Below are 22,066 nucleotides of genomic sequence, written 5' to 3' on the forward strand. Positions count from 1 at the left end.
ATGAGGTTGGCGGGAATCGTGATTGTCCGTCCGGGCCAATCCTCTAGCATCCCACACAGCAAATCCTTTATTCGCCAACAACGATAATTAGCGCGGGAGAACACGGTATGCGGGATGTGATGCACTACTCTGTAGCGGGGGACATCGCCGTCTTCGGCATCGACAACCCTCCGGTCAATGGGCTGTCCCAGGCGGTGCGCGCGGGCCTGCAGGCCGCTTTCCAGCGGGCCCTCGAAGACACCACGGTCGACGCCATCGTCATACACTCCTGCACCGGCAGTTTTTCCGCCGGCGCCGATATCGCCGAGTTTGCCAGCGGCAACTTCAATACGCAGCCCGAACTGCCCGCCCTGCTGGAGGCGATCGAGGCAAGCCCCAAGCTGGTGATCGCCGCCATCGACGGCATGGCCCTGGGCGGCGGACTCGAACTGGCCCTGGCCTGTGATTACCGCATTGCCGCCAGCGCAGCAAAACTCGGACTGCCCGAGGTCAGCCTCGGCATCCTGCCCGGCGCCGGGGGCACCCAGCGCCTGCCGCGCCTGGCGGATCCTGCAACAGCGCTGGAAATGATTGTCTCCGGCAGGCCGGTCACCGCGCAGGCAGCCAGCGAGGCGGGCTTTGTCGACCGCCTGCATACCGCGGACACGCCACTGCTGGACGCGGCCGTCAGCTACGCCCGGGAGTTGCTGGCAGCCAACGCGCCGCGGCTCAGCTGTTCCGAGATGCTCATCGACACCGCCGCTCTCCCGGCGGATTTCTTCACCGACCGGCGCCTGGAAGCCGCCCGCAGACAGCGTGGCTTCCAGGCGCCCCAGCGCTGTATCGATGCCGTGGAGGCGGCCTGCACCCTGCCCTTCGCCGACGGCCTGGCGCGCGAGCGCGCACTGTTTGCCCAGTGCGTGACCAGCCCCCAGGCGCGGGCGCAGCAGCATGTCTTCTTCGCCGAGCGCGCCGCCGCCCGCATTCCCGGGGTCGGCGCCGATACCCCGCCGCGCGACATCGCCAGGGTCGCGGTGATCGGCGCGGGGACCATGGGCGGCGGCATCGCCATGAACTTCATCAATGCGGGAATTCCCACGGTCCTGCTGGACCTCAGCGAGGAATCCCTGCAGCGCGGCCTCGACGCCATCCGCAACAACTACGCGATCAGCGTCAGCAAGGGACGCCTGGACGCGTCCAGGGTCGAGCAGTGCCTGGGCCTGTTGCAGGCGACCACGCAATACGCGGATATCGCCGACGCCGACTTGGTGATCGAAGCGGTGTTTGAACGCTTGGACATCAAGCAGAACGTGTTCCGCACCCTGGACGAGGTGTGCAAGCCCGGCGCCATCCTCGCCAGCAATACCTCGACCCTGGACCTCGACGCCATCGCCGCCGTCACCTCGCGGCCGCAGGATGTCATCGGCCTGCACTTCTTCAGTCCGGCCAACGTCATGCGCCTGCTGGAGGTGGTGCGCGGCGCGAGGACCGCCCCGGATGTCATCGCCAGCGCCCAAAAAGTTGCCCGGCGCATCGGCAAGCTGCCAGTGGTGGTCGGTGTCTGCTTCGGTTTCGTCGGCAACCGCATGCTCGAACCCTATGGCCGGGAAGCCATGCGCATGCTGCTGGAGGGCGCCAGTCCGGCACAGATCGACCGGGTGCTGACGGACTTCGGCCTGGCCATGGGCCTGTGCAGCATGAGCGACCTCGCCGGCATCGACGTCAGCTACCTGACCCGCCAGGGCAACCGGGCCGCCATTGCCCACGACCCCGGCTACGGCTTCATCGGCGACCGCCTGTATGAAAAAGGCCACTACGGGCAGAAGACCGGCCAGGGTTTCTATCTCTACGCGGGGCGCCAGCGCAGCGAGAACCCCGAAGTAGAGGAAATTGCCGCAACCGCTGCCGCTGAACTGGGTATCGCCCGGCGCGAGATCAGCGAGGAGGAAATTCTCGAGCGCTGCCTGTTCCCCCTGGTCAACGAGGGCGCGCGCATCCTCGAGGAAGGTATCGCCTGCCGCGCCAGTGACTGCGACCTCATCTACGTCAATGGCTACGGATTTCCCGCCTGGCGTGGCGGCCCCATGCACTATGCTGATGAGACCGGCCTGGATGTGATCCTGGCGGGCATGCAGCACTACCGTGACCAGTTGGGCGAGTACGGCGCCATGTGGTTCGAACCCGCGCCGCTGCTCGAACGCCTGGTCGCCGAGGGCGGGACCTTCCGCGATTTCGACCGCGGCGCTGAAATCGACAAGCGCTAACCCAGACAAAGGATACTACCGTGAGAGAAGCAGCCATCGTTTCCACCGCGCGCACCCCCATCGGGCGCGCCTTCAGGGGATCACTCAACAACATCAAGTCGCCGACCCTGACCGCCCACGCGATCCGCCACGCGGTGCAGCGCGCCGGCGTGGAAGGCGCCGAAATAGAGGATGTGATCATCGGTGCCGTACTCACCATGGGCACGGCGGGCATGAACGTCGCCCGGCTCTCGGCGCTGGCCGCGGGCCTGCCCGACACGGTCTCCGGCCAGACCATGGACCGCCAGTGCTCCTCCGGCCTGATGGCCATCGCCACCGCCGCCAAGCAGATCATCGTCGACGGCATGGACGTGGTGGTGGCCGGGGGCCAGGACAATATCTCGGCGGTACAGCTGCCCTATTTCGACGCGGTGGCCAAAGCCGCGGACGCCAATGTCATCGCCCGGGCGGAACACGCCTACATGCCGATGCTGCAAACGGCGGAGTTCGTCGCCCGGAAATACGGCATCAGCCGCGAGGCCCAGGATGCTTATGCCCTGTCCTCCCAGCAGCGCACCGCGGCCGGCCAGCAGGCCGGCGCCTTCGACGAGGAGATCGTCCCGATCACCGCCACCCAGGCCGTTGCGGACAAGGAAAGCGGCGAGGTCAGCTTCCGTGAAGTGACCCTGTCGAAGGACGAAGGCAACCGCCCGGAGACCACCCTCGACAACCTGCAGGGCCTGAACCCGGTGATCGAGGGCGGCTGCGTTACCGCCGGCAACGCCAGCCAGCTTTCCGACGGCGCCTCAGCCTGTGTCCTGATGGAGGCGAAGCTGGCGGAGCAGCGCGGCCTGCAGCCGCTGGGTTTTTACCGCGGCATGACCGTGGTGGGCAATGCGCCGGAGGAAATGGGTATCGGGCCCATCTATGCGATCCCGAAACTGCTCAAACAACACGGGCTCGGCATCAACGACATCGGCCTGTGGGAGCTCAACGAGGCCTTCGCCTGCCAGGTGCTGTACTGCCGCGACCACCTCGGCATCGACCCGGATATCTACAACGTCAACGGCGGCAGTATCGCCATCGGCCATCCCTACGGCATGACCGGCGCCCGGCTCGCCGGCCACGCCCTGATCGAAGGCAGGCGCCGCGGCGCGCGCTACGTAGTCGTCAGCATGTGCGTTGGCGGCGGCATGGGCGCCGCCGGACTCTTCGAGGTGGCGCTCTAACAAGCCTTTCCCAGTTCCATCCGGATCACCCGCCGCCGAATGCCGGCGGCAGGTGATTAAACGGCATCACAGGAGACTTCCATGCCTGACTACAAAGCCCCCCTGCGCGACATGCGCTTCGCCATGTACGAAGTGCTCGACTTCGAGAACCACTACCAGGCACTGCCCGGGGCGGCGGATACCTCCCGCGAGTTGCTGGACGCGGTGCTCGAGGAAGCCGCCAAATTCGCCGAGCAGGTGGTCAGCCCGATCGATGCCACAGGCGACCGCGAGGGCTGCCAGTGGAACGAAGGCGCAGTCACCGCCCCCGCCGCCTTCAGGGCGGCATTCGACCAGTTCGTGGAAAGCGGCTGGCCGGCGCTCGCCCAGGACCCCGCCTGGGGCGGCCAGGGCCTGCCTGCCTCGCAGGGCGCGGCATTCTATGAAATGCTCGCCAGCGCCAGCCATGCCTGGTCGATGTACCCCAGCCTCACCTGGGGCGCGATCAAGACCATTACCGCCCACGCGCCGGAGGACCTGCAGCAACGCTACCTGCCCAAGCTCGTCAGCGGCCGCTGGTCCGGCACCATGTGCCTCACCGAGGCCCACTGCGGTTCCGACCTGGGCCTGCTGCGCACCCGGGCCAGCGACAATGGCGACGGCAGCTATAACATTAGCGGCAGCAAGATTTTCATCTCCTCCGGCGACCATGACATGGTCGACAACATCGTCCACGTGGTACTGGCCCGCCTGCCGGACGCCCCGGAAGGGGTCAAGGGCATCTCCCTGTTCCTGGTACCCAAACTGTGGGTGGACGAGGACGGCAACTGCGGTGAGCCGAACGGGGTGAGCTGTGGTTCCATCGAACACAAGATGGGCATTCACGGCAATTCCACCTGCGTGATGAATTTCGATGCCGCCCGCGGCTACCTGATCAGTGCGCCGCACAAGGGCATGAGCGCGATGTTCACGTTCATCAACGAATCCCGGCTCGGCGTGGCCCAGCAGGCCCACGGTCACATCGAGGCGTCCTTCCAGGGCGCGCTCGCCTATGCTCGCGAACGCCTGCAGATGCGCGCGCCAGTACGGGTCCTGCCGGACCAGCCCGCGGACCCGATCATCGTGCACCCGGACGTCCGGCGCATGCTGCTGACCCAGAAAGCCTTCGCCGAGGGCGGGCGACTGCTGAACTACTACTGCGCCAAACTGGTGGATATCGCCCACGGCAGCGACGATGCCGAATCGGTCCAGCGCGCGGAAACCGAACTGGCCCTGCTCACCCCCATCGCCAAGGGCTTCATTACCGAGGCGGCGATGGAAGCGACCACCCTGGGGGTGCAGGTCCTTGGCGGCCACGGCTATATCAGCGAGTGGGGCATGGAACAGCGCTACCGGGATGCGCGGATTACCGCGATCTACGAAGGGACCAACGGCATCCAGGCCCTGGACCTGCTGGGCCGCAAGATCGTCGCCAGCGGCGGCGCCATCATGCAGCCCTTCTTCGCCCATATCGATACCTTCTGCCGCGACGACCACGGCGCGGCAGTGGCGCCGCTGGTAACACGACTCGAAGCGGCACTGGCTCTGTGGCGTACCCTCACCAGCGAGGTGCAGGCGGGGGCGATGCAGGACCCCGACACCATCGGCGCCGCGTCCTTCGACTACCTGATGCTGGCGGGCTATACCACCCTGGCCTACTTCCTCGCCCGCGGCGCCGCGGTGGCCAGTGCGGCACTGGCCAGCGGCAGCAGCGAAACGGACTACTACGCAAGCCGGCTGGCTATCGCCAATTTTTACTTCCAGCGCATTCTGCCGCGCACAACGGGACTTGCCGAATCCATGCGTTCCGGCGCCGCCAACGTGATGGAGGTGCCGGCGGAATTGCTCGGCTAAAGGGACGTAATGATCCGGTAAAGCGCCCGTCACCCGGGCGCTTTTTACATTCACTCTTCTTACATTCAACCGCCGGGAAAAATGCCCGCCTCACCCCACCTCACGGCAAAGGGCGGCGGGACCGGGCGCTCACGGACGGTTGCGCCCCAGTTCGTCGTGGCTGCTGACCCATTCCTCGGATACCACCGCGGCGCCCAGTGAAATCTCGCCGCACAGCACGGTCGCCGCGATGATTTCCGCGAGTTTTTTCGCCTTGCCCTTGCCGTAGCAATCCATCACCTGCAGGCATTCCTTCTGGGTGGCCAGGCCCGTGCCGCCGCCGTAGGTGGCGACGATCAGTGAAGGCAGGGTCACCGAGTAATAGTAGTCGCCTGCGGGCGTCACTTCTGCGAAGACCAGGCTGGCGTGGGATTCCGCGACGTTGGCCTCGTCCTGGCCGGTGGCGATGAACACGGCGGCGATGCCGTTGGCCGGATGCACGCCGTTGTGCACCGCGCCGGCCATCAGGCCACCGAGTTGCGAGGTCTTGCGCGCGGCATACATCGCTTCCGGTGTAGTGCGCAGGCGCTGCTCCACCAGTTGCCGCGGCAGGGTGACCTCGGCGATCACCCGCTTGCCGCGACTGCGCAGGGTGTTGAGCTGGGAGTGCTTCTTGTCCGTATCCATGTTGCCGGACAGGAACCAGTGACTGATGGTTCCGGGGTAATGCTGGCGAATCCACTGGCAGGCCGCGTAGGTAGCCTTGCCGGTCATGTTCTGTCCCGCCGCGTCGCCGGTCGTGAAGTTGAAACGCAGGTAGCGCATGCGGCTGGCAGCGTACTGCTCGATATCGCGCAGGCGGCCGCTGCGGGTGGTCGCTTCTGCCGCGGCGCGAATCGCCTCGAAATTGGCGGTCACCCAGTCGCCAAAGTCCCGCGCGCCACGGGCGTCCTCGAACACGAATACCGGCGAACGTTGCATGGCGTCGTCGACGACCGTAGTGGTGATGCCCCCGGCTTCGCGGGTAATACCCATGCCGCGACTGTAACTGGCGATCAGGGTGCCCTCGGTCGTCGTCATCGGCACGTAAAAATCGCCCTGGGCGTGTTCGCCGTTGACCCGCAACGGTCCCGCGAACCCGAGTGGCAATTGCACCACGCCGGTAAAGTTCTCGATATTCCCGGGCAGGATAGCCGGGTCAAAGGAGTACTGCGCGGTGTGTTCCAGGCTGACGCCACAGCGCTGTTCGATGAACTCGCGGCGCCGTTGCGCCGCTGCGCGCGTGTAATCGTTGTCCGCGTCGCGCGGAATTCTGTCTGGGGACATGGTTTTTATTCTCCGGAAATATCAGCGTAAAAAAATCGCCTGGATCAGGCGGAGGAATCCGTCGTTACCAGCAGGCGCTCCAGGCCTTCGCGCAGGACTCCGTCGATCGGCACCGGGCGATTGCTCTCACGGTCGACAAATACGTGGGTAAAGGTGCCGTGGGCACTGGCCTCCTGGCTGCCGGCACGGAATATGGCAATACCGTACTGCACCGAGGAATTGCCGATACGATTGACCCGCAGCCCGCCCTCGAGATGCTGGGGAAACGCCAGCGCGCTGACGTAGTTGCACTCGGAATGCACCACGAAACCAATGCGCTCACCCGCATGGATGTCGAGGCCGCACTCGCGGATCAGGAAACTGTTGGCGACCGTATCGAAGTAGGAATAGTAGGTCACGTTGTTCACGTGGCCGTAGATATCGTTGTCCATCCAGCGTGTGGCCAGCGCCAGGTACCAGCGGTAATTCCCGCGCTGCCGGGGATCGGGAAGTTGGTGACTCATCGTAGTGTCTCTTGCTATCAGTAGGCGGCCCGGTAAATTGCCAGCGCATCGGCGACTTCCAGCAGCCGCGGGTTATTCACCAGCAGGCGTTGCTGCTGCAGCGCCTCGAGCGCCAGCCGGGGCAGGTCTGCCTCGGGCACCTTTGCCGCCGCGAGGTTCGCCGGCAGCGATAGGTCGTCGATCAATTCGACAAAATAATCCGCCAGTTGTGCGGCGCGCGCCAGCGTGTCTTGCGCCAGCATTTTCCGCGGCACCAGCAACTGCGCCAGTTCAGCGTACTCGTTCGCCGCCGCCTGCGCATTGAACCGCAGCACATGGGGCAACACCAGCGAATTACTCAGCCCGTGGGGGATGTGATAGTTGCCGCCGAGCGGATACGCCAGCGCGTGTACCGCGGCGACCGGCGCGTTGGCAAAGGCCTGGCCCGCCAGGCAGGCGCCCAGCAGCATGGCCTGGCGCGCAGGAAGATCTTCGCCCTCATGAGTCGCCCTGCGGATATTCCCACCCAGCAGGCGCAGTGCCTCGCGGGCCAGCAGGTCGCTATAGGGGTTTTTGCGCAGCGCGCTGGTGTAGGCTTCCACCGCGTGCACCATCGCGTCTACCCCGGTCATGGCGGTAATCGCCGGCGGCAGTCCGAGCGTGAGCTGCGCATCCAGCAGCGCGACATCCGGGTAGAGCGTATCGGAAACCACCCCGGTTTTGGTCGTCTCGCCAGTGGTAACTATGGCCACCGCAGTCACCTCGGAGCCGGTACCCGCAGTGGTGGGCACCAACACCAGGGGAAGCCGCGGCCCGTGTGCCTGGTCGACGCCATAGACCGCCTGCAAGGCCTCGCCGGAACCCGCCAGCAGCGCCACCAGTTTCGCGGTATCCAGCGAACTGCCGCCGCCCAGGCCGATCACGCCATCCACCCGCGCGGCCAGCGCCAGGTCACGCGCCGCGGTAATCACCTGCTCCGGCGGGTCGACGGCGACATCGGCAAAGGTGACGCAGGCGAGCCCCGCCGCGCCCAGCAGCGATTCCAGCCGGTCGGCCATACCGAGTTGCTGTATGCCAGGATCGGTTACCAACAGCGGCCGGCGCACGCCGAGTCGCTGGCAGATCGCGCCTATGCGTTGCAGTCCACCGACTTCGCTGATAATCGAACGGCTGGTATTAAAGGTAAAGTTGTCCATCCGCAGGGCTCCCGGGACAGCACCAGTCAATCGGTTTGCTGTCGGTCCTGCGAAATTCTAGGGAAAGGGCCACCCGGTAAAAATGGCGATAACGGCCATTTCAGTTAACCAAAAGCGCCGTCCGGCTCAATGGCCGGATGCCGACACCGGTTCCGCGGCGCGATACTGGCCGGGGGTCACCCCGGTCCACTTCTTGAATGCGCGGAAGAAGACGCTGACTTCATCGAAGCCGAGCCGCTCGGCGATTTCCCGGTTGCTGATGTCCGAGCAGGCCAGGAAATGCAATGCGGCCTCCATGCGGCACTCGTCCTTGAGCCGCTGGAACGAGGTGCCTTCACCCTGCAGGTGTCGGCGCAACGTCGTCACCGACATGTTGAGGCGCTCGGCCACCTTGTCCGCGCACAGCGCGCTGTCGCCGAGGTACTGGTTGAGCAGCACCTTCACCCGCGCCTGGGTCGACTGGCCGCTCTCGATATTGATGATCAGGCCGTAGGGGGCCAGGCGCAGGAAATCCTCCAGGCTCTCCTCGGTCTGCACTACCGGAAAATCGAGGTAACTGGCGGGAAATTCGAAACCGTTGAAACCGGCGTCGAAGACCAGTTCGCCGGTGGTGAACTGGGCCATCTCCCAGTGCTGCCCGGGCCGCGGAAAGGTAAAGAACGTACGGTCGGTTTTCAGCTCACTGCCGATCAACCAGCTCCAGTGCCGCTGCCAGACCGCCAGCGTCGTACGCAACATGACCGGCTGCGCCGCGAGGATCATCGCCTCGATTTCCTCGCGGTTGTTGCGGTGCAGGGGAGCGAGCCGCACCCGGGCCCTGTCGCCCTCTTCCTCCAGTTTGACGCTGACCTGGAAACCGCGGCAGACCAGACCGAAATCCCAGGCCCGCAGCAGGGCCTGGCGCAGCGTCCTGGCGTGCACCATCAACAGTGACAGCAGGCGGAAAGAGCCGTGTGGAATACTGCCGCCACTCAACATACCGAACCACTCGTCGTGCATGACGGCGATGGCCCGGCGATAGAGATTGCCGTAACGCAGGGCGGAAAAATAGCGCCGGTCCTCGAGTTCCTCCGGGGTGATACCCGCCTCCTCGAGCAGGCGCGCAGTGTCATAGCCGCGGGCCGCCACGACTTCCAGCAGGGTGGTGATATAGCTTGTCGGTATTGTTATCTCTTGCTGCGACATCGCGCCTCCTGTCGCGACCCGTACCGGGCCAACGGGTCGGTCACCGAGAGCATAATGCCCCGACTCGGGCTGGATGTAAAAGCGGTGCGAGCGCGGCCATTTTGGTAACTGATGATGGCGGGAATTGTTATTTTCGGTTCAAAACGCCTGGGATACGCTGCCTGTCATTCCGGGTTAACCGCCTGCCCGGTGCGCCAGAGCCACCAGTGGAAAAAGCGCGCGGGCAGGTCCGGACTCAATAATAAATAAGGGAGATTGCCATGCACCGCCAGCACTCGCGTTCCACTTCACTGCCGCCCACCCGGCAAACCAGCCTGTACCGGCTCACCACACTGGCGCTCGCCGGCAGCCTGGCCGCCATCCAGGTCGCGCCCGCCCAGGCGCAGCAAGTTCGCCGCAACGCCACCCAGGTCATGCTCGAGGAAGTCGTGGTAACCGCGCGCAAGCGGGAGGAGGGGTCACAGTCCGTCCCCCTGTCGATCTCCGCGTTTGGCAACGAACAGATCGAGGCACTGAAGGTGCGCGACCTGCAAAGCCTGTCGGTGCGGATGCCGAATGTCGCGCTGGATGACACCGCCTCCGCGCGCGGCTACGCCAACTTTTCCATTCGCGGGCTCGGTATCAACAGCTCGATTGTATCCATCGATCCCACGGTCGGGGTGTTTGTCGACGGCGTCTACATGGGCATGTCCGCGGGCATGGTGTTCGACGTCTTCGACCTGGAGCGCATCGAGGTGTTGCGCGGGCCCCAGGGCACGCTGTTCGGCCGCAACGTCACCGGCGGCGCCGTACTGATATCCACGGCCAAGCCCGGTGAGAGTTTCGCGGGCGAGGTACGCGCCGCCGTAGACGGCGGCGACCAGGGCGGCCTTAACAGCTACCTGATGGGCACGGCTGGCGGCCCGGTCACCGACACCATCGCAGGCAAGTTCACCGCCTACTACAACAAGGACGAAGGCTGGTTCGAGAACGAGTACACCGGGGACCATTTCGGCGAGGTCGAACAGGTCATGTACCGCGGTGTGGGCGTCTGGACGCCCACCGACCGCACCGAAGTCGTCCTGCGTTACCAGCACTCGGAAAATGACAGCGATGGCCCCGCCGGCCAGAACCACACCAACGGCTCCGGGGTCCCCGGCTACTTCGCCAACTTCGACCGCGACAGCCACGACCTGTCCATCGACGAGGAAGGCTTCTACAACACCGAGACCGATTTCCTGACCCTGGAACTGAACCAGGGCGTGGACTTCGGCAACGGCACCATTACCAATATCTTCGGCTGGCGCACCTACGACGCCAAGAGCCTGGGCGATATCGACTCGCAGCCGGTCTGGCTGTTCCACTCCCGCTCCTGGACCGAAGCCGAGCAGTACAGCAACGAATTGCGCTATACAGGCACCTTTGGCGAGCGCGCCAGCGTCACCACCGGTATCTACTATTTCACCAACGACGTCGACTACCACGAGCGCCGCCAGTTGCTTGGCATCGCCACCGGCGGCGCCATCCCGGCGGTCCAGTTCGACGGCGGCGGCTACTACAGCGTCGATACCTGGGCGGGTTTCGCCGCCGTCGATTACGACCTGACTGAAAGCTGGATTCTCAACCTCGGCCTGCGCTACACCTACGAAGAGAAAGAGGCCAGGGTCGCATCGCTGGTCTACAACATCGCCTACCCCGGTGAGGCGACCTGCAACCTGGTCGACCCCGCCCCGGGTGAAGCCCGCTGCAATACCGATTTCGAGGACAGCGACAGCTGGAACAGCTGGTCGCCCAAGGTCGGCCTGACCTGGGAACTGAGCGACACGGCGCGCCTCTACGGTCACTGGACCCGCGGCTACCGCTCCGGCGGCTACAACCTGCGCAACACCTCACCCTACCCGCAGGATGTACCCGGCCCCTTCGATGAGGAAACCGTGGACAGCTACGAAATCGGCTACAAATCCGAGTTCAGCCGCGGTCGCCTGAATGCCGCCGTGTTCTATAACGAGGTGTCGGACATGCAGCGGGAACTCAACTTCCCCGGCCCGATCGGCGTCATCCAGGTGGTCCGCAATACTGCCGATGCCGATATCCTTGGCCTGGAATTCGAAGGCGGCTTCGCCCTCACCGACAGCCTGCTGGCGAGCGCATCACTCGGCTGGATCGACGCCGAGTACAGCAAGGTCACCGCCGACCTCAACCGCGACGGCGTCATCGACGGTGCGGACAAGGCCCTCGACCTGCCCCGCGCCGCGGAATGGACCTACACCGTGGGCCTGAACCACGAGCTGGAGCTGGGCAGCTGGGGCTACCTGAGTTCCCGCCTGAGCTACGCCTACCGTGATGACTCGGCCTACACCGACGACAACCTCGGCTACCTGCTCGACCAGGAAATTCTCGATGCCGGCGTCGACTTCCATTCAGCCAACGGTCACTGGACTGTCGGCATCTACGGCAACAACCTGCTGGACGACGTGAAACACGGCGGCGACACGCAGCTGCCGGACACCATCTCCGGCGTTCCCACCGGCGGCACCTTCGCACCGCTGGCCAAGGGCCGGGTGTACGGACTGCAGGTCGATTACAAGTTCTTCTGACCCCGCCACGCGCCGGGCGTGCCTGCCATGCCCGGCGCCTTCAACGGAAAGCACCGTGATACCACAACCGACACTACTGGAACTTCTCCACAGTGCGTGGGACCGCTACGGCGACAAGCCCGCCTTCCACTGCCTCGGCAGGAGCCTGGCTTACCGGGAACTGGACGAACTGAGCGCGGCGCTGTGTGCCTACCTGCAGCACCGCACCGGCCTGCAACCGGGTGACCGGGTTGCGATTCAGTTGCCCAACCTGCTGCAGTACCCGGTGGCGGTCTACGCCGCACTGCGCGCCGGCCTGGTGATCGTCAACACCAACCCGCTGTATACGCCGCGCGAACTACAGCACCAGTACCACGACGCCGGCGTGAAGGCAGTCATCACCCTGGAGGGTCTCGAGGAGCAGGCGCGCACCGCGCTGCCCGGGCACAGCACGGAACTGGTGATCACCACCGCGCCCACGGACCTGCACACGCCGCTGGAGTGCATGGATGCCAACAACCACATCCCGGGTCCCGTCCGCCCCCTGCGGCAAGTGCTCGCCGCAGGGCGGCAGCTCGAGCCCATCCCCTTTGCGCCCGCACCCGATGACCTCGCGCTGCTGCAGTACACCGGCGGCACCACCGGCGTGGCCAAGGGCGCCATGCTCAGCCACCGCAACCTGGCGGCCAATGTCGCGCAAATCACCGAGCATGCCGCGGAGTCGTTCCTGGAGGGGCAGGAAATCTACGTGGCGCCGCTACCGCTCTACCATATCTACGCGTTCAACCTGAACTGCCTGGCGCTGCCCTCCCGCGGCGGGGCCAGTATCCTGGTGCCCAATCCTCGCGATATCGACGCCTTTATCGAGGCCATCCGGCTACACCCCTTTACCGGCTTCGTCGGCATCAACACCCTGTTCACCGCCCTGTGCCGCCACCCGGGTTTTCGCCAGCTGGATTTCAGCCACCTGCGCAGCACAGCCGCCGGCGGTATGGCCCTGGGCGAGTGCGTGGCGCGGCAGTGGCAGTCGCTTACCGGTGTCGAGGTCGGCGAGGGCTATGGCATGACGGAAACCGCTCCGGTGATCGCCAGCAATCCGCGGCCCGGCATCCAGCCGGGCACCGTCGGCAAGCCGGTCCCGCAGACCGAGGTGAAGGTGATCGACAGCGACGGACTGGCGCTGGCACACGGTGAGTCCGGCGAGCTCTGCGTGCGCGGCCCCCAGGTCATGCAGGGCTACTGGCAACGGCCGGAAGCGACCGCGGAGGTGCTGGACAGCGAGGGCTGGCTGCGTACCGGTGACGTCGCGATCATCCAGCCCGACGGCTATATCCGTATCGTCGACCGCCTCAAGGACGTGATCGTGGTCTCTGGCTTCAATGTCTACCCCCACGAGGTGGAGGAAGTGGCATCGGCCTATCCCGGGGTTTTGGAGTGCGCGGCGATCAGCGTTGCCAGCGACACCAGCGGCGAAGCGGTGAAACTCTACCTCGTCGCCCAGGACGCACAACTGGATACCGAAGACCTGCGCCGTTACCTGCGCCAGCACCTCGCGGCCTACAAGGTTCCGACCCAGTACGAACTGCGGCTGGAGCTGCCCAAGAGCAACGTCGGCAAGATCCTGCGCCGGGAATTGCGATGACACACGGAGCGTCCTGCAGCTCCACTTCGTGCGAACCGGTCGGGGCCGGTTCGCACGCTTTTTTTATTCCCCGCCATACACACGGAATACAGGCACGATGACTCTGAACAGCTTTGCCAACCGCACAGTCCTGATCACCGGCGCGGCGGGCGGCTTCGGCAGCCTGCTGGCGGAGGAACTCGCCAGCGCCGGCGCGCGCCTCTGCCTCAGCGACTACGACAGCAGCGGACTGGAAGCCGTGGTCGACGCCCTGCGCAGCCGCGGTGCGCAGGTGTTTGGGGTGGTGAGCGACGTCAGCAAGGAACTGCAGGTCCGGCAGATGGTGGAGCGCTGCGTGACGGAGTTCGGCCGGCTCGATATCGCCGTCAACAACGCCGGCCTGTCGGCCCCCATGAAGGCGCTGGTGGACACCACCGAGGCGGACCTGGACCGGAACTTCGCGGTCAACGCCAAGGGCGTGTTCTTCGGCATGAAATACCAGATAGTGCAGATGCTTGCCCAGGGCGGGGGCATCATCCTCAACGTGGCCTCCAAGGCAGGACTCGGCGGAGCGCCCAAACTCGCCGCCTATTGCGCGGCCAAACACGCGGTAGTCGGCCTGTCCCGCACCGCGGCCATCGAATATGCCGCAAAGGGAATCCGCGTCAACGCCATCTGCCCCTACTACAGCCCCACCCCCCTGGTCACTGAGGGCATAGACCCGGCGACCCGGGAAATGCTGGCCCGCGGCACCCCCATGAAGCGGCTGGGTGAACCCGGGGAAATCGTCCAGGCGATGCTGGCGCTGATCGCACCGGAAAACAGCTACCTCAACGGCCAGGCGCTGGCGGTGGACGGCGGCGCCTCGGCGTTCTAGGATCGCACCCCACCCGGCCCGACATGCCTGCGCCCCTTAGCGTGGCTGCGCTATCCCGACCACCGGCGCGAATTCAAACATGGACCACGTGCCAGACCTGTTCACGCGCCGGGCATTTGCCCTTCAGGCCGCCCTCCACCACCTGGTCATCGAGCAGCGCCAGACTATAGCGCTCGCCATAGTGCTGCCGCAGGACTTGCTCATCGATGGAGAACGGCGGGCCGGGCATGGCCGCCTGGTCGTAGACCAGCGTCACCAGCAGTTGCGGTGCGCCGGCGGACAGGGCCGGCAGGTGCCCGGTGTAGCGGCTGCGCAGGGGCTCCGGCAGGGCGACCAGCGCGGCGCGGTCATAGACGAAATCCACCGCGCCGGTTGCGGCCGGTGTCAGTTCGAAAATATCGCCGACAAAAATGTCCAGCCCCTGCGCCCGGTAACAGCGCAGCGCAGCGCTGTCGTCGATCTCCGGATCGATGGCGAGTGCGGCGAACAACTGCTGGACCGCGCTCTCCACCAGTTCCACAGCGACAACCCGGTAGCCGGCACCGAGCAGCCAGGCAATATCCAGCGACTTGCCGCACAGCGGCACGAGGACCCTGGCGCCCGGCGGGGGCGCTACTTGGGGGAACAAGCGCAGCAACAGGGGATTCGGTGCATCGAGGTGAAAACCCAGTTCACCGCTGCTCCATTTCGCGTTCCAGTAGCCGGGTTCCATGTCAGGTCTCCTTCGATCGTTTTGCCAGCAGCGCATCCAGGCGGTTGGCGAACTGCTGCCGGTCGCGCTGGCTGTAGGCCTGGGGCCCCGCGGAATCGATACCGCTGGAGCGCATGGTTTCCATGAAGTCGCGCATGTTCAGCCGCGACTTGATGTTGTCGGCGGTGTAACGCTCGCCGCGGGGGGTCAGTACGTAGGCCTGCTTGTCGATGACCTCCGCGGCCAGCGGAATGTCCGAGGTGATGACGAGGTCCCCCGCCTGCGCCCGCCTGACGATCTCGTCGTCGGCGACATCGAAACCGGAGGGCACCTGCAGCATCCTGATATGCGCTGTGGCCGGCACCTGGATCGCCTGGTTGGCCACCAGCGTCAGGCTGACTCCGGTGCGCTCTGCGGCGCGAAACAGGATTTCACGCACGACGACCGGGCAGGCATCGGCGTCGACCCATATATGCATTGGCTGATCTCGTTCAGGTACTGGCGGAAATGCCGGCCATTATCCCACATTTGCGAACCATCGGCCGGGATTGCCGCACCCGGCAGAACGCCATGCAGGATAACGGAGCGGATCAGCCGGCCAGGTAGCCGGCGATAAAGTCACCCCAGGGAGGATGCTCGGCGGGATTCCAGACCGACGCGATATGCGCCTGCGCCCGTTCCAGCGGCCAGCCCAGGTGCTGGAAGGCGTAAATTGCGTAGAATGCCGACGCCCGGTAGTTGGCGGCGCAGTGCACCAGGACCTTGCGGCCCTGCAGGGCCTGCATGGCCTGGACGAAATCCGCATAGTCGCGCGCTGTCGGGCGGGCGAAATCCACCGGGATACTGTGGTATTCCAGGCCCTGGCCCCGGACCAGGTCCTGCTCGCTGGGCAGCGCAAACTCACTGTCGTGGGGCAACAGGTTGACCACGGCCTCATACCCGGCGTCACCCAGGGTCTGCAACTGCTCCGCGGTCAACAGACCCGCGGTGGCCGTGGCGGGGTCGATCCCGACAAAATTGTATGCCTGCTCTACGCTCATAAGCTGCCGATATCTCTCCGACGTCCGTACTCGCCCCGCCCCGGGTTTGCTCAGGGGGCGCAGCGCACGGGTATAATCCGGTGCTTCAGCTGCCGGCCAGATCCCGGCGCCCGGTATCGCACCATCGAACCCGGGATTTTCCCGCCGGCGCCGGCCAACTGCCACCCGACTATAATCGCGTTAACCGGCAAATGAAATGGCCCGGCAGGCCCGTATAGTCCCCCAGCGGAGGTCCATGAAAGAACGCTCCCCATCCGCCGCGATTCTGCTGACCGCGCTGTTCCTTACGCTCACGGCCAACGCCACCTTTTTCGTGGAGAGCAGCAGGGTTTACCCGCCGGGGGAACACTACGCTTTCCTGGCCTCCCTTGCCCTCGTCCTGCTCAGCGCCACCGTATTCGCCATGGCGATGCTAGCGCTGGTACTGCCACTGCGACTGGTACTCAGTGCCTTCCTGTTGATGGCCGCGGCCGCCAGCTACTTTACCGACCACTTCGGCGTGATCATCAGCAGCGAGATGCTGCAAAACGCCCTGCAAACCGACGCCGCGGAAGTCCGCGACCTGGTGACCCTTCCCTTCATCCTGAGAATGGTGTTCCTCGGTATCCTGCCCGCGGCCCTGGTGTGGAAACTGGCCCTCCTGCAAAGCACATGGCAGCAGCGGCTTGTCCGCAGCGGCGGACTGGGGCTGGCGTCCCTGTGTCTTTCCGCTATCGTGATTTTCGGCTTCAGTGAAAGCTACGCGGGCTTCTTTCGCCAGCACAAGGCCCTGCGCACCTACACCAACCCGCTCACGCCGCTGTATTCAGCAATCCGCTACGCTGTGGAGCGGGCGGAGGATACCTCGCCACAACAACTGGCGAAGACCGCGGCCGACGCGCATGTGGCGGAAGAGGCAACAGAAGACCGCGAGCTGGTCATACTGGTTGTAGGGGAAACCGCCAGGCGCGATCGCTTCGCCCTGAACGGCTACGCGCGGGATACCAACCCGGAGCTGTCGCGGGAAACCCGGCTGGTCAGCTACGACAACATCGTATCCTGCGGCACATCCACCGCCATCTCCGTACCCTGTATATTTTCAGAGGCCGGCCACGATGACTTTACGGTGGAAGGAGCCCGGCAGCAGGAGAACATCCTGGATATCCTGCAACGCGCGGGCGTGAGCATACTGTGGCGCGACAACAACTCCAGCTCGAAAGGCGTCGCCGACCGGGTGAACTACCAGGACTTCCGCCATCCGGACAACAACCCGGTCTGCGACAGCGAATGCCGCGATGTCGGCATGCTCTCCGGCCTCCAGGAATACATCGACAGCCAGCCGGGGGACATCCTCATCGTCCTACACCAGATGGGCAATCACGGCCCGGCCTATTTTCGGCGCTACCCGCCTGAATTCGAATACTTTACCCCGGCCTGCCAGGCCAAAGACCTCTCCGAATGTTCCAGGGAAGAGATCGACAATGCCTACGACAACGCCATCCGCTACACCGACTATTTCCTGTCCCGGGTGATTCAATTACTGAAACACAACACCCCGGCCTACGAAACGGCCATGCTGTATGTGAGCGACCACGGTGAGTCCCTCGGGGAACACGGGCTCTACCTGCACGGCGCGCCCTGGTTCATCGCCCCGCAGGAGCAGGTGGCGGTACCGGTGATCCTGTGGCTGGGAGAGTCAGCGGATATCGACCTGCAGGACGCCCTGGCGCTAAAAGACCAGCGCAACTCCCACGATGCGATTTTCTATTCGCTCCTGGCCGCCTTCGAGATTGAAACCCGCGAACTGGAGCCCGGCGGCACCCTGTTCGCCGGCCCGCGCCCCTGATCCGCCGGGGCTGTCAGGGCGCGCTGCCGCCGAGCGCCTGGCGCACCTCCGCCGGGCTCAGCCCCTCGATTGCAACCACCTTGTTCGGCGAACTGCCGCCAGAAACAATCGCCAGCGCGCTTTCCTGCAGCCCCAGTTCGCGGGACAGCAGCCTGAGCAAAGCGGCATTGGCCTTGCCCTTCTCCGGCGGCGCGGACAGGCGCACCTTCAGCCGGTCGTCCAGCCAGCCGGCAATGCCCGAGCTCGACGCCCCGGGTACAACCTTTACTTTCAGCTTTGCGCTAGCGCCCATGCCCGACTCCGGAAGCGGGATGCTTTTACGCCGGGGATTACCGACACCTTGAGAACCGCCTATTGCAGCGCGACCCGCTGCCCCGTGGTCTTGTAGTACCCGTAGACGACAAAGCACAGCGACAGCAGCTGCTGCCCCATGAGTATATGCTTTTCCTGCAGCAGCATCAGGGACGCCATGCTGACATTCATGAGCATGAAAAACAGCCAGCCACCGGGGTTGTTCCTGGCCAGGAGGTAGCTGCCCAGGAGAAAGCCGAACATGACCCCTATCTCCAGCAACTGGGAGAGCGAGGTAAGGCCGCCGTGGTGATACAGGCTGACCAGCACGCCGAACGCCAGCGAGCCGTAGGTACAGACGGAAACCACCCGGTTGAACAGCCGGTTGACCCGCTGGTGGTCGTGAATGGTGTTGTAGAGACCCAGCAGCATGGCGGGAATACCGCCCGCCTCGATCGACGCGGCTATCCAGTCATGCTTCCCGACCAGGATAATGACCCAGGCCGGAACGCCGACGATATAGATGGCCCAGCCGGCGATTTTCAGCTGCCGCCGGAGCGACGCCTCCTGGCCGACCGACACGGCAAATAAAATCTTGTTCGACAGGTAGCAAAGGCCACCCCACAGCTGTAATGCCAAATCCATAAAACAGAACTGTTCCAAGCGGGAAAAAGAGCCCCAAAGGGGTGCAGGTAACCAGGGTATCGCGACCAAAGGAGTGATTTCAGCAACATCTATGCCATAGCGTTCCGGCAGGAAGACCGCTGGAGAAAACCCGCCGATTGGCAGGTCGCTTCAGTCGAAGGTGATATCAATGGAGATATTCTTTCCGATCAGAAACAGGTAAACCAGGCTGGCCACCATCAGGAACAGGGGAATTCTCAGGTTTTTCTGTCGCACCGCAAAATACAGTTGCGCCAACGGCGGCAGTAGCAGGTTCAGCAACCCGCGGAGCACGGACACCCTCACGCCGAGGACCACTGACCACAGCCAGGAGGCGACAAACACCGCCATTACCACCACACCCACGACTGCAACACCTCTGGCGACACGGCGCCGATCGTTAGCGGGAAATCAACCTCGCGAATCTACACCGCGGTACCCGCCAATGCCAGTGCAAGTCCGCCTAGATCAGGAACTTGTACAGGGCGTAGATCGCGCTTACACCGATGATCAGGATAATGATACGGCCTATTCCGGTATCCGCCTCGGGCACCTGGTGGCCGCCGTCCCCCGTCTCGGACTCACAATAGCCATCGACTAGCTCCTTGGCTTCCTTGAGCCCGATCCCATGGGCTTTGCGCAGCAATTTCACTGCGGAAACCTTTCTGTTGGCTTCAATTTCCGCGATAACTTCAGGGGGCAGGTCCATCGACGGGGCCTCACTTCAACTGGTTATTGGCACAATATGCCCTGGCGTCGGGCAGTTTATGCCCTTTATTTTCTCACCGCCTGCAGGTTGCTCGTTTCTGAACTGGCACCTGCCCACGCTAGCCGTGGACCCACTTCTCCATTCCGGGGCGGTTGGCAGGCCTGCTCCTGAAACCAAATTTTTCATACAGGGGAGCCACTCCCTCGGCGGCCATCAGGCCAATAAATGCACCCGGTGTCGCCCTCGCCAATATTAACTGATTCAGCTTATCCATGATGTCACGGCCGACGCCGCGGCCCCGGTACTCCGGCAACACGACAATGTCCTGGACATAAAAATAGATATGGCCATCGCCCACTACACGGCCCATGCCGATCACTTCGCCATCCACCAGGGCGCAGACAAAAAAGATCGTCGCCTGCAACCCGGCTTCGGCGCTGTCCCGGTCGTGGTTATGCCAGCCCACCGCGGATCGCAGGCCCTGGTACTCATCAACGGATGCGAACCTCTCAACGATTTTGCAGTTCATCGTAACCTCCCTGTTTCCCATTACTTCAAGGATGAAAATCGCCAGTGATTTTCGATAGCCACACACCTCATGAAGCGGATTTCACATGATCTTGATCGCCATGTCCTCCAGGGTGTTGGCGGTAACGTGCATGCGTTTTGCGATTTCCTTCAACTGCGCCAGGATATCCTTGTGAATGATGATGTGCTTGAAGTCGTCCTGTTGCAGCAACTGCGCAACGTGCCGGGCGCGGAATTCCACCAGCAGGTCATACTTATCATGAATCAATCCGATATCGGGCAATTGCTTCCTGGAGAGTTGCCTGAAGCCGTCTTCCAGCAGGCTCGCCATATCCCTGAGCAGTTCGAAAATATCGCGATAAGCATCCAGCTCCTGTTTATTGTGATACGCGTCCACTTCAACTGCGAAGTGCTTGACGCTTAGCGCAATCCAGTCGAGTTGGGTGATAAATCGGAAAATGGATTCCTTGTCATAGGGCGCAATAAAGACGTCCAGCAGCTCCTTCATGTTTTTTTCCTTGATCGCCCTGGTTTCGTCGGTCTTGGCGCCGATGGCACTGAAAGCCTGCTCGTCATGGAGAATGTAGGCGGCGTGGAGATCCTGCACGATCTTCCTCGTGGCCGAGGTCTGTGCCAGCAGCGCCGCTGCGAGGTCCACATCTTTTGGCAGAACGAATTTCTGGATAAATCCCATGATCACCCCCACAGTTTGAGGAACACGAAACAATACAGCCAGCCCAGGGATATGGACACCGGCACATTCAAAAACCACCCCGCGACGATGCCCCGCGCGGTTTGCCACCTCACATGCTGCGGTTTTTCCGCCGCGCCATTACCCAGCAGGGTCGCCGTCACAACCTGGGTAGTAGAAGTGGGAGCGCCGATCATCGTGGCAATGCTGTTTACCAGCGCAGAGCCCAGTTGATTGGCCACCGAGTGAATGACCTTCACGTGAAACAGGCCGAAGCCCAGTGTCTTGATAATACGCCAGCCGCCAAACATGGTCCCCAGGGTAATGGCTGACGCACACAGGGCGATCGCCCACACCGGAATTGAAAACTCGGTAGTGACGCCACTGGCGAGCAGAATCATACCGATAACCGCCATGCCCTTCTGCGCATCATTGGCCCCATGGGAAAAACCGAGCCACGCCACACTCACATACTGGGAGACCACAAAGAATCTGGCGACCTTCACCGTGGCCCGGCGCAACAGGAAAAAAATCAGTTTCATCACCAGGAAGCCGATAACAAAGCCAAAGAAGGGCGACACAAACAGGCCCGCCACGACCTTCATGATTCCCTCCAGCCGACCGTGCTGCAAGGCCTCAATACCCCAGGTGATATGCGCGCTGCCTACGCAGTACAAACCCGCACCCACCAGCCCGCCGGCAAGGGAATTGGAGGATGAGGAGGGAAAACCCAGGCGCCAGGTGACCAGATTGTAGGACACGGCGGCCAGCAGGGCGGCAATAACCAGGCTTTCCCCTTCGATGGTCGATGCCGCGCTCAAATCCACAAAGGTACCAACCGTATCCGCTACCGCCAGACCCACGGTAAACGGCGCAACAAAGGTAAAGAAGGTCACGATACCGATGGCCACGCCCGGTTTCATGGCGCGCGAAGCGATCGCCGTGGCCACCATATCGGCGGCGTCGTGGAAGCCGTTGGTAAAATCGAACACAGCCACCAGCACCACCACCAGGACCAGTAATACGGTTACCAGATCCATCACTTGTTCTCGGTGGAATTGAGTTCAGTAATAATGTAGACGAA

The 22,066-nt window shown here is 63.6% G+C and carries 21 protein-coding genes; 7 read left to right on the plus strand and 14 right to left on the minus strand.

The window, feature by feature from the left end; all coding sequences use genetic code 11:
- Positions 1 to 107 precede the first annotated feature (107 nt).
- The 3 genes from ACNKU3_RS17395 to ACNKU3_RS17405 all read left to right on the plus strand — a co-directional run bounded on the left by ACNKU3_RS17395 (position 108) and on the right by ACNKU3_RS17405 (position 5,323).
- Entirely contained in the window at positions 108 to 2,243 is a 2,136-nt protein-coding gene (locus ACNKU3_RS17395) for a 3-hydroxyacyl-CoA dehydrogenase NAD-binding domain-containing protein (protein WP_418260824.1), read from the plus strand.
- A gap of 20 nt (positions 2,244 to 2,263) precedes the next feature.
- Positions 2,264 to 3,451 carry an acetyl-CoA C-acyltransferase gene (locus ACNKU3_RS17400; RefSeq protein WP_418260825.1) on the plus strand — a complete coding sequence of 396 codons (1,188 nt, stop codon included), beginning with the start codon at positions 2,264 to 2,266 and terminating at the stop codon, positions 3,449 to 3,451.
- An 81-nt stretch (positions 3,452 to 3,532) separates the two neighbouring features.
- Positions 3,533 to 5,323, plus strand: a complete 1,791-nt coding sequence (locus ACNKU3_RS17405) for an acyl-CoA dehydrogenase C-terminal domain-containing protein (RefSeq protein ID WP_418260826.1) — start codon at positions 3,533 to 3,535, stop codon at positions 5,321 to 5,323.
- A gap of 129 nt (positions 5,324 to 5,452) precedes the next feature.
- Here ACNKU3_RS17405 and ACNKU3_RS17410 read toward each other — a convergent pair whose 3' ends face one another.
- The 4 genes from ACNKU3_RS17410 to ACNKU3_RS17425 all read right to left on the minus strand — a co-directional run bounded on the left by ACNKU3_RS17410 (position 5,453) and on the right by ACNKU3_RS17425 (position 9,491).
- Positions 5,453 to 6,628, minus strand: a complete 1,176-nt coding sequence (locus ACNKU3_RS17410) for a hydroxymethylglutaryl-CoA reductase (protein WP_418260827.1) — start codon at positions 6,626 to 6,628, stop codon at positions 5,453 to 5,455.
- Positions 6,629 to 6,672: 44 nt separating this feature from the next.
- A complete protein-coding gene (locus ACNKU3_RS17415; RefSeq protein ID WP_418260828.1) occupies positions 6,673 to 7,131 on the minus strand; it encodes an acyl-CoA thioesterase in 459 nt (152 codons plus the stop codon).
- A gap of 17 nt (positions 7,132 to 7,148) precedes the next feature.
- Positions 7,149 to 8,306 carry an iron-containing alcohol dehydrogenase gene (locus tag ACNKU3_RS17420; protein WP_418260829.1) on the minus strand — a complete coding sequence of 386 codons (1,158 nt, stop codon included), beginning with the start codon at positions 8,304 to 8,306 and terminating at the stop codon, positions 7,149 to 7,151.
- A gap of 126 nt (positions 8,307 to 8,432) precedes the next feature.
- Positions 8,433 to 9,491, minus strand: coding sequence for an AraC family transcriptional regulator ligand-binding domain-containing protein (locus ACNKU3_RS17425; RefSeq protein ID WP_418260830.1), 1,059 nt, complete (start codon positions 9,489 to 9,491; stop codon positions 8,433 to 8,435).
- A 260-nt stretch (positions 9,492 to 9,751) separates the two neighbouring features.
- On the opposite strand from ACNKU3_RS17425, the gene ACNKU3_RS17430 reads away from it, so the two are divergent.
- From ACNKU3_RS17430 to ACNKU3_RS17440, 3 genes are all read left to right on the plus strand, one after another.
- Positions 9,752 to 12,067, plus strand: coding sequence for a TonB-dependent receptor (locus ACNKU3_RS17430; protein WP_418260831.1), 2,316 nt, complete (start codon positions 9,752 to 9,754; stop codon positions 12,065 to 12,067).
- A gap of 55 nt (positions 12,068 to 12,122) precedes the next feature.
- Entirely contained in the window at positions 12,123 to 13,688 is a 1,566-nt protein-coding gene (locus ACNKU3_RS17435) for an AMP-binding protein (protein ID WP_418260832.1), read from the plus strand.
- Between the two features lie 97 nt (positions 13,689 to 13,785).
- Positions 13,786 to 14,544, plus strand: a complete 759-nt coding sequence (locus ACNKU3_RS17440) for an SDR family NAD(P)-dependent oxidoreductase (RefSeq protein WP_418260833.1) — start codon at positions 13,786 to 13,788, stop codon at positions 14,542 to 14,544.
- A 73-nt stretch (positions 14,545 to 14,617) separates the two neighbouring features.
- On the opposite strand, the gene tmpT is transcribed toward ACNKU3_RS17440, so the two are convergent.
- The 3 genes from tmpT to ACNKU3_RS17455 all read right to left on the minus strand — a co-directional run bounded on the left by tmpT (position 14,618) and on the right by ACNKU3_RS17455 (position 16,275).
- Positions 14,618 to 15,256: a thiopurine S-methyltransferase gene (gene tmpT, locus ACNKU3_RS17445; RefSeq protein WP_418260834.1), complete on the minus strand. Its 639-nt coding sequence runs from the start codon at positions 15,254 to 15,256 to the stop codon at positions 14,618 to 14,620.
- 1 nt (position 15,257) lies between these two features.
- Entirely contained in the window at positions 15,258 to 15,713 is a 456-nt protein-coding gene (locus ACNKU3_RS17450; RefSeq protein WP_418260835.1) for a YaiI/YqxD family protein, read from the minus strand.
- A gap of 112 nt (positions 15,714 to 15,825) precedes the next feature.
- Positions 15,826 to 16,275, minus strand: coding sequence for a protein tyrosine phosphatase family protein (locus tag ACNKU3_RS17455; RefSeq protein WP_418260836.1), 450 nt, complete (start codon positions 16,273 to 16,275; stop codon positions 15,826 to 15,828).
- 235 nt (positions 16,276 to 16,510) lie between these two features.
- Between ACNKU3_RS17455 and ACNKU3_RS17460 the strand changes: the two genes are divergently transcribed.
- The gene (locus tag ACNKU3_RS17460; RefSeq protein ID WP_418260837.1) at positions 16,511 to 18,100 is read left to right on the plus strand and encodes a phosphoethanolamine transferase; all 1,590 of its coding nucleotides are present in this window, start codon (positions 16,511 to 16,513) and stop codon (positions 18,098 to 18,100) included.
- A 13-nt stretch (positions 18,101 to 18,113) separates the two neighbouring features.
- On the opposite strand, the gene ACNKU3_RS17465 is transcribed toward ACNKU3_RS17460, so the two are convergent.
- The 7 genes from ACNKU3_RS17465 to ACNKU3_RS17495 all read right to left on the minus strand — a co-directional run bounded on the left by ACNKU3_RS17465 (position 18,114) and on the right by ACNKU3_RS17495 (position 22,022).
- On the minus strand, positions 18,114 to 18,392 hold the full coding sequence (locus ACNKU3_RS17465) for a DUF167 domain-containing protein (protein ID WP_418260838.1): 279 nt from the start codon (positions 18,390 to 18,392) through the stop codon (positions 18,114 to 18,116).
- Positions 18,393 to 18,451: 59 nt separating this feature from the next.
- Positions 18,452 to 19,036, minus strand: a complete 585-nt coding sequence (locus ACNKU3_RS17470) for a nicotinamide mononucleotide transporter (protein WP_418260839.1) — start codon at positions 19,034 to 19,036, stop codon at positions 18,452 to 18,454.
- 150 nt (positions 19,037 to 19,186) lie between these two features.
- On the minus strand, positions 19,187 to 19,420 hold the full coding sequence (locus tag ACNKU3_RS17475; RefSeq protein WP_418260840.1) for a hypothetical protein: 234 nt from the start codon (positions 19,418 to 19,420) through the stop codon (positions 19,187 to 19,189).
- Positions 19,421 to 19,517: 97 nt separating this feature from the next.
- Positions 19,518 to 19,763, minus strand: coding sequence for a ribosomal protein L7/L12 (locus ACNKU3_RS17480; protein ID WP_418260841.1), 246 nt, complete (start codon positions 19,761 to 19,763; stop codon positions 19,518 to 19,520).
- 118 nt (positions 19,764 to 19,881) lie between these two features.
- A complete protein-coding gene (locus ACNKU3_RS17485; protein WP_418260842.1) occupies positions 19,882 to 20,292 on the minus strand; it encodes a GNAT family N-acetyltransferase in 411 nt (136 codons plus the stop codon).
- A gap of 81 nt (positions 20,293 to 20,373) precedes the next feature.
- Positions 20,374 to 20,985: a hypothetical protein gene (locus ACNKU3_RS17490; RefSeq protein WP_418260843.1), complete on the minus strand. Its 612-nt coding sequence runs from the start codon at positions 20,983 to 20,985 to the stop codon at positions 20,374 to 20,376.
- A 2-nt stretch (positions 20,986 to 20,987) separates the two neighbouring features.
- Entirely contained in the window at positions 20,988 to 22,022 is a 1,035-nt protein-coding gene (locus tag ACNKU3_RS17495; RefSeq protein ID WP_418260844.1) for an inorganic phosphate transporter, read from the minus strand.
- Positions 22,023 to 22,066: the final 44 nt, after the last annotated feature.

This window comes from Haliea sp. E17 (assembly GCF_048323675.1).
Lineage (GTDB): Bacteria > Pseudomonadota > Gammaproteobacteria > Pseudomonadales > Halieaceae > Mangrovimicrobium.

What these genes read in the sequence shown, in the direction of transcription:
- ACNKU3_RS17395 (WP_418260824.1), top strand. Translation starts at nt 108, where the DNA reads ATGCGGGATGTGATGCACTACTCTGTAGCGGGGGACATCGCCGTCTTC.
- ACNKU3_RS17405 (WP_418260826.1), top strand. Translation starts at nt 3,533, where the DNA reads ATGCCTGACTACAAAGCCCCCCTGCGCGACATGCGCTTCGCCATGTAC.
- ACNKU3_RS17410 (WP_418260827.1), bottom strand. Translation starts at nt 6,628, where the DNA reads ATGTCCCCAGACAGAATTCCGCGCGACGCGGACAACGATTACACGCGC.
- ACNKU3_RS17415 (WP_418260828.1), bottom strand. Translation starts at nt 7,131, where the DNA reads ATGAGTCACCAACTTCCCGATCCCCGGCAGCGCGGGAATTACCGCTGG.
- ACNKU3_RS17420 (WP_418260829.1), bottom strand. Translation starts at nt 8,306, where the DNA reads ATGGACAACTTTACCTTTAATACCAGCCGTTCGATTATCAGCGAAGTC.
- ACNKU3_RS17425 (WP_418260830.1), bottom strand. Translation starts at nt 9,491, where the DNA reads ATGTCGCAGCAAGAGATAACAATACCGACAAGCTATATCACCACCCTG.
- ACNKU3_RS17430 (WP_418260831.1), top strand. Translation starts at nt 9,752, where the DNA reads ATGCACCGCCAGCACTCGCGTTCCACTTCACTGCCGCCCACCCGGCAA.
- ACNKU3_RS17440 (WP_418260833.1), top strand. Translation starts at nt 13,786, where the DNA reads ATGACTCTGAACAGCTTTGCCAACCGCACAGTCCTGATCACCGGCGCG.
- tmpT (WP_418260834.1), bottom strand. Translation starts at nt 15,256, where the DNA reads ATGGAACCCGGCTACTGGAACGCGAAATGGAGCAGCGGTGAACTGGGT.
- ACNKU3_RS17450 (WP_418260835.1), bottom strand. Translation starts at nt 15,713, where the DNA reads ATGCATATATGGGTCGACGCCGATGCCTGCCCGGTCGTCGTGCGTGAA.
- ACNKU3_RS17455 (WP_418260836.1), bottom strand. Translation starts at nt 16,275, where the DNA reads ATGAGCGTAGAGCAGGCATACAATTTTGTCGGGATCGACCCCGCCACG.
- ACNKU3_RS17460 (WP_418260837.1), top strand. Translation starts at nt 16,511, where the DNA reads ATGAAAGAACGCTCCCCATCCGCCGCGATTCTGCTGACCGCGCTGTTC.
- ACNKU3_RS17465 (WP_418260838.1), bottom strand. Translation starts at nt 18,392, where the DNA reads ATGGGCGCTAGCGCAAAGCTGAAAGTAAAGGTTGTACCCGGGGCGTCG.
- ACNKU3_RS17470 (WP_418260839.1), bottom strand. Translation starts at nt 19,036, where the DNA reads ATGGATTTGGCATTACAGCTGTGGGGTGGCCTTTGCTACCTGTCGAAC.
- ACNKU3_RS17480 (WP_418260841.1), bottom strand. Translation starts at nt 19,763, where the DNA reads ATGGACCTGCCCCCTGAAGTTATCGCGGAAATTGAAGCCAACAGAAAG.
- ACNKU3_RS17485 (WP_418260842.1), bottom strand. Translation starts at nt 20,292, where the DNA reads ATGAACTGCAAAATCGTTGAGAGGTTCGCATCCGTTGATGAGTACCAG.
- ACNKU3_RS17490 (WP_418260843.1), bottom strand. Translation starts at nt 20,985, where the DNA reads ATGGGATTTATCCAGAAATTCGTTCTGCCAAAAGATGTGGACCTCGCA.
- ACNKU3_RS17495 (WP_418260844.1), bottom strand. Translation starts at nt 22,022, where the DNA reads ATGGATCTGGTAACCGTATTACTGGTCCTGGTGGTGGTGCTGGTGGCT.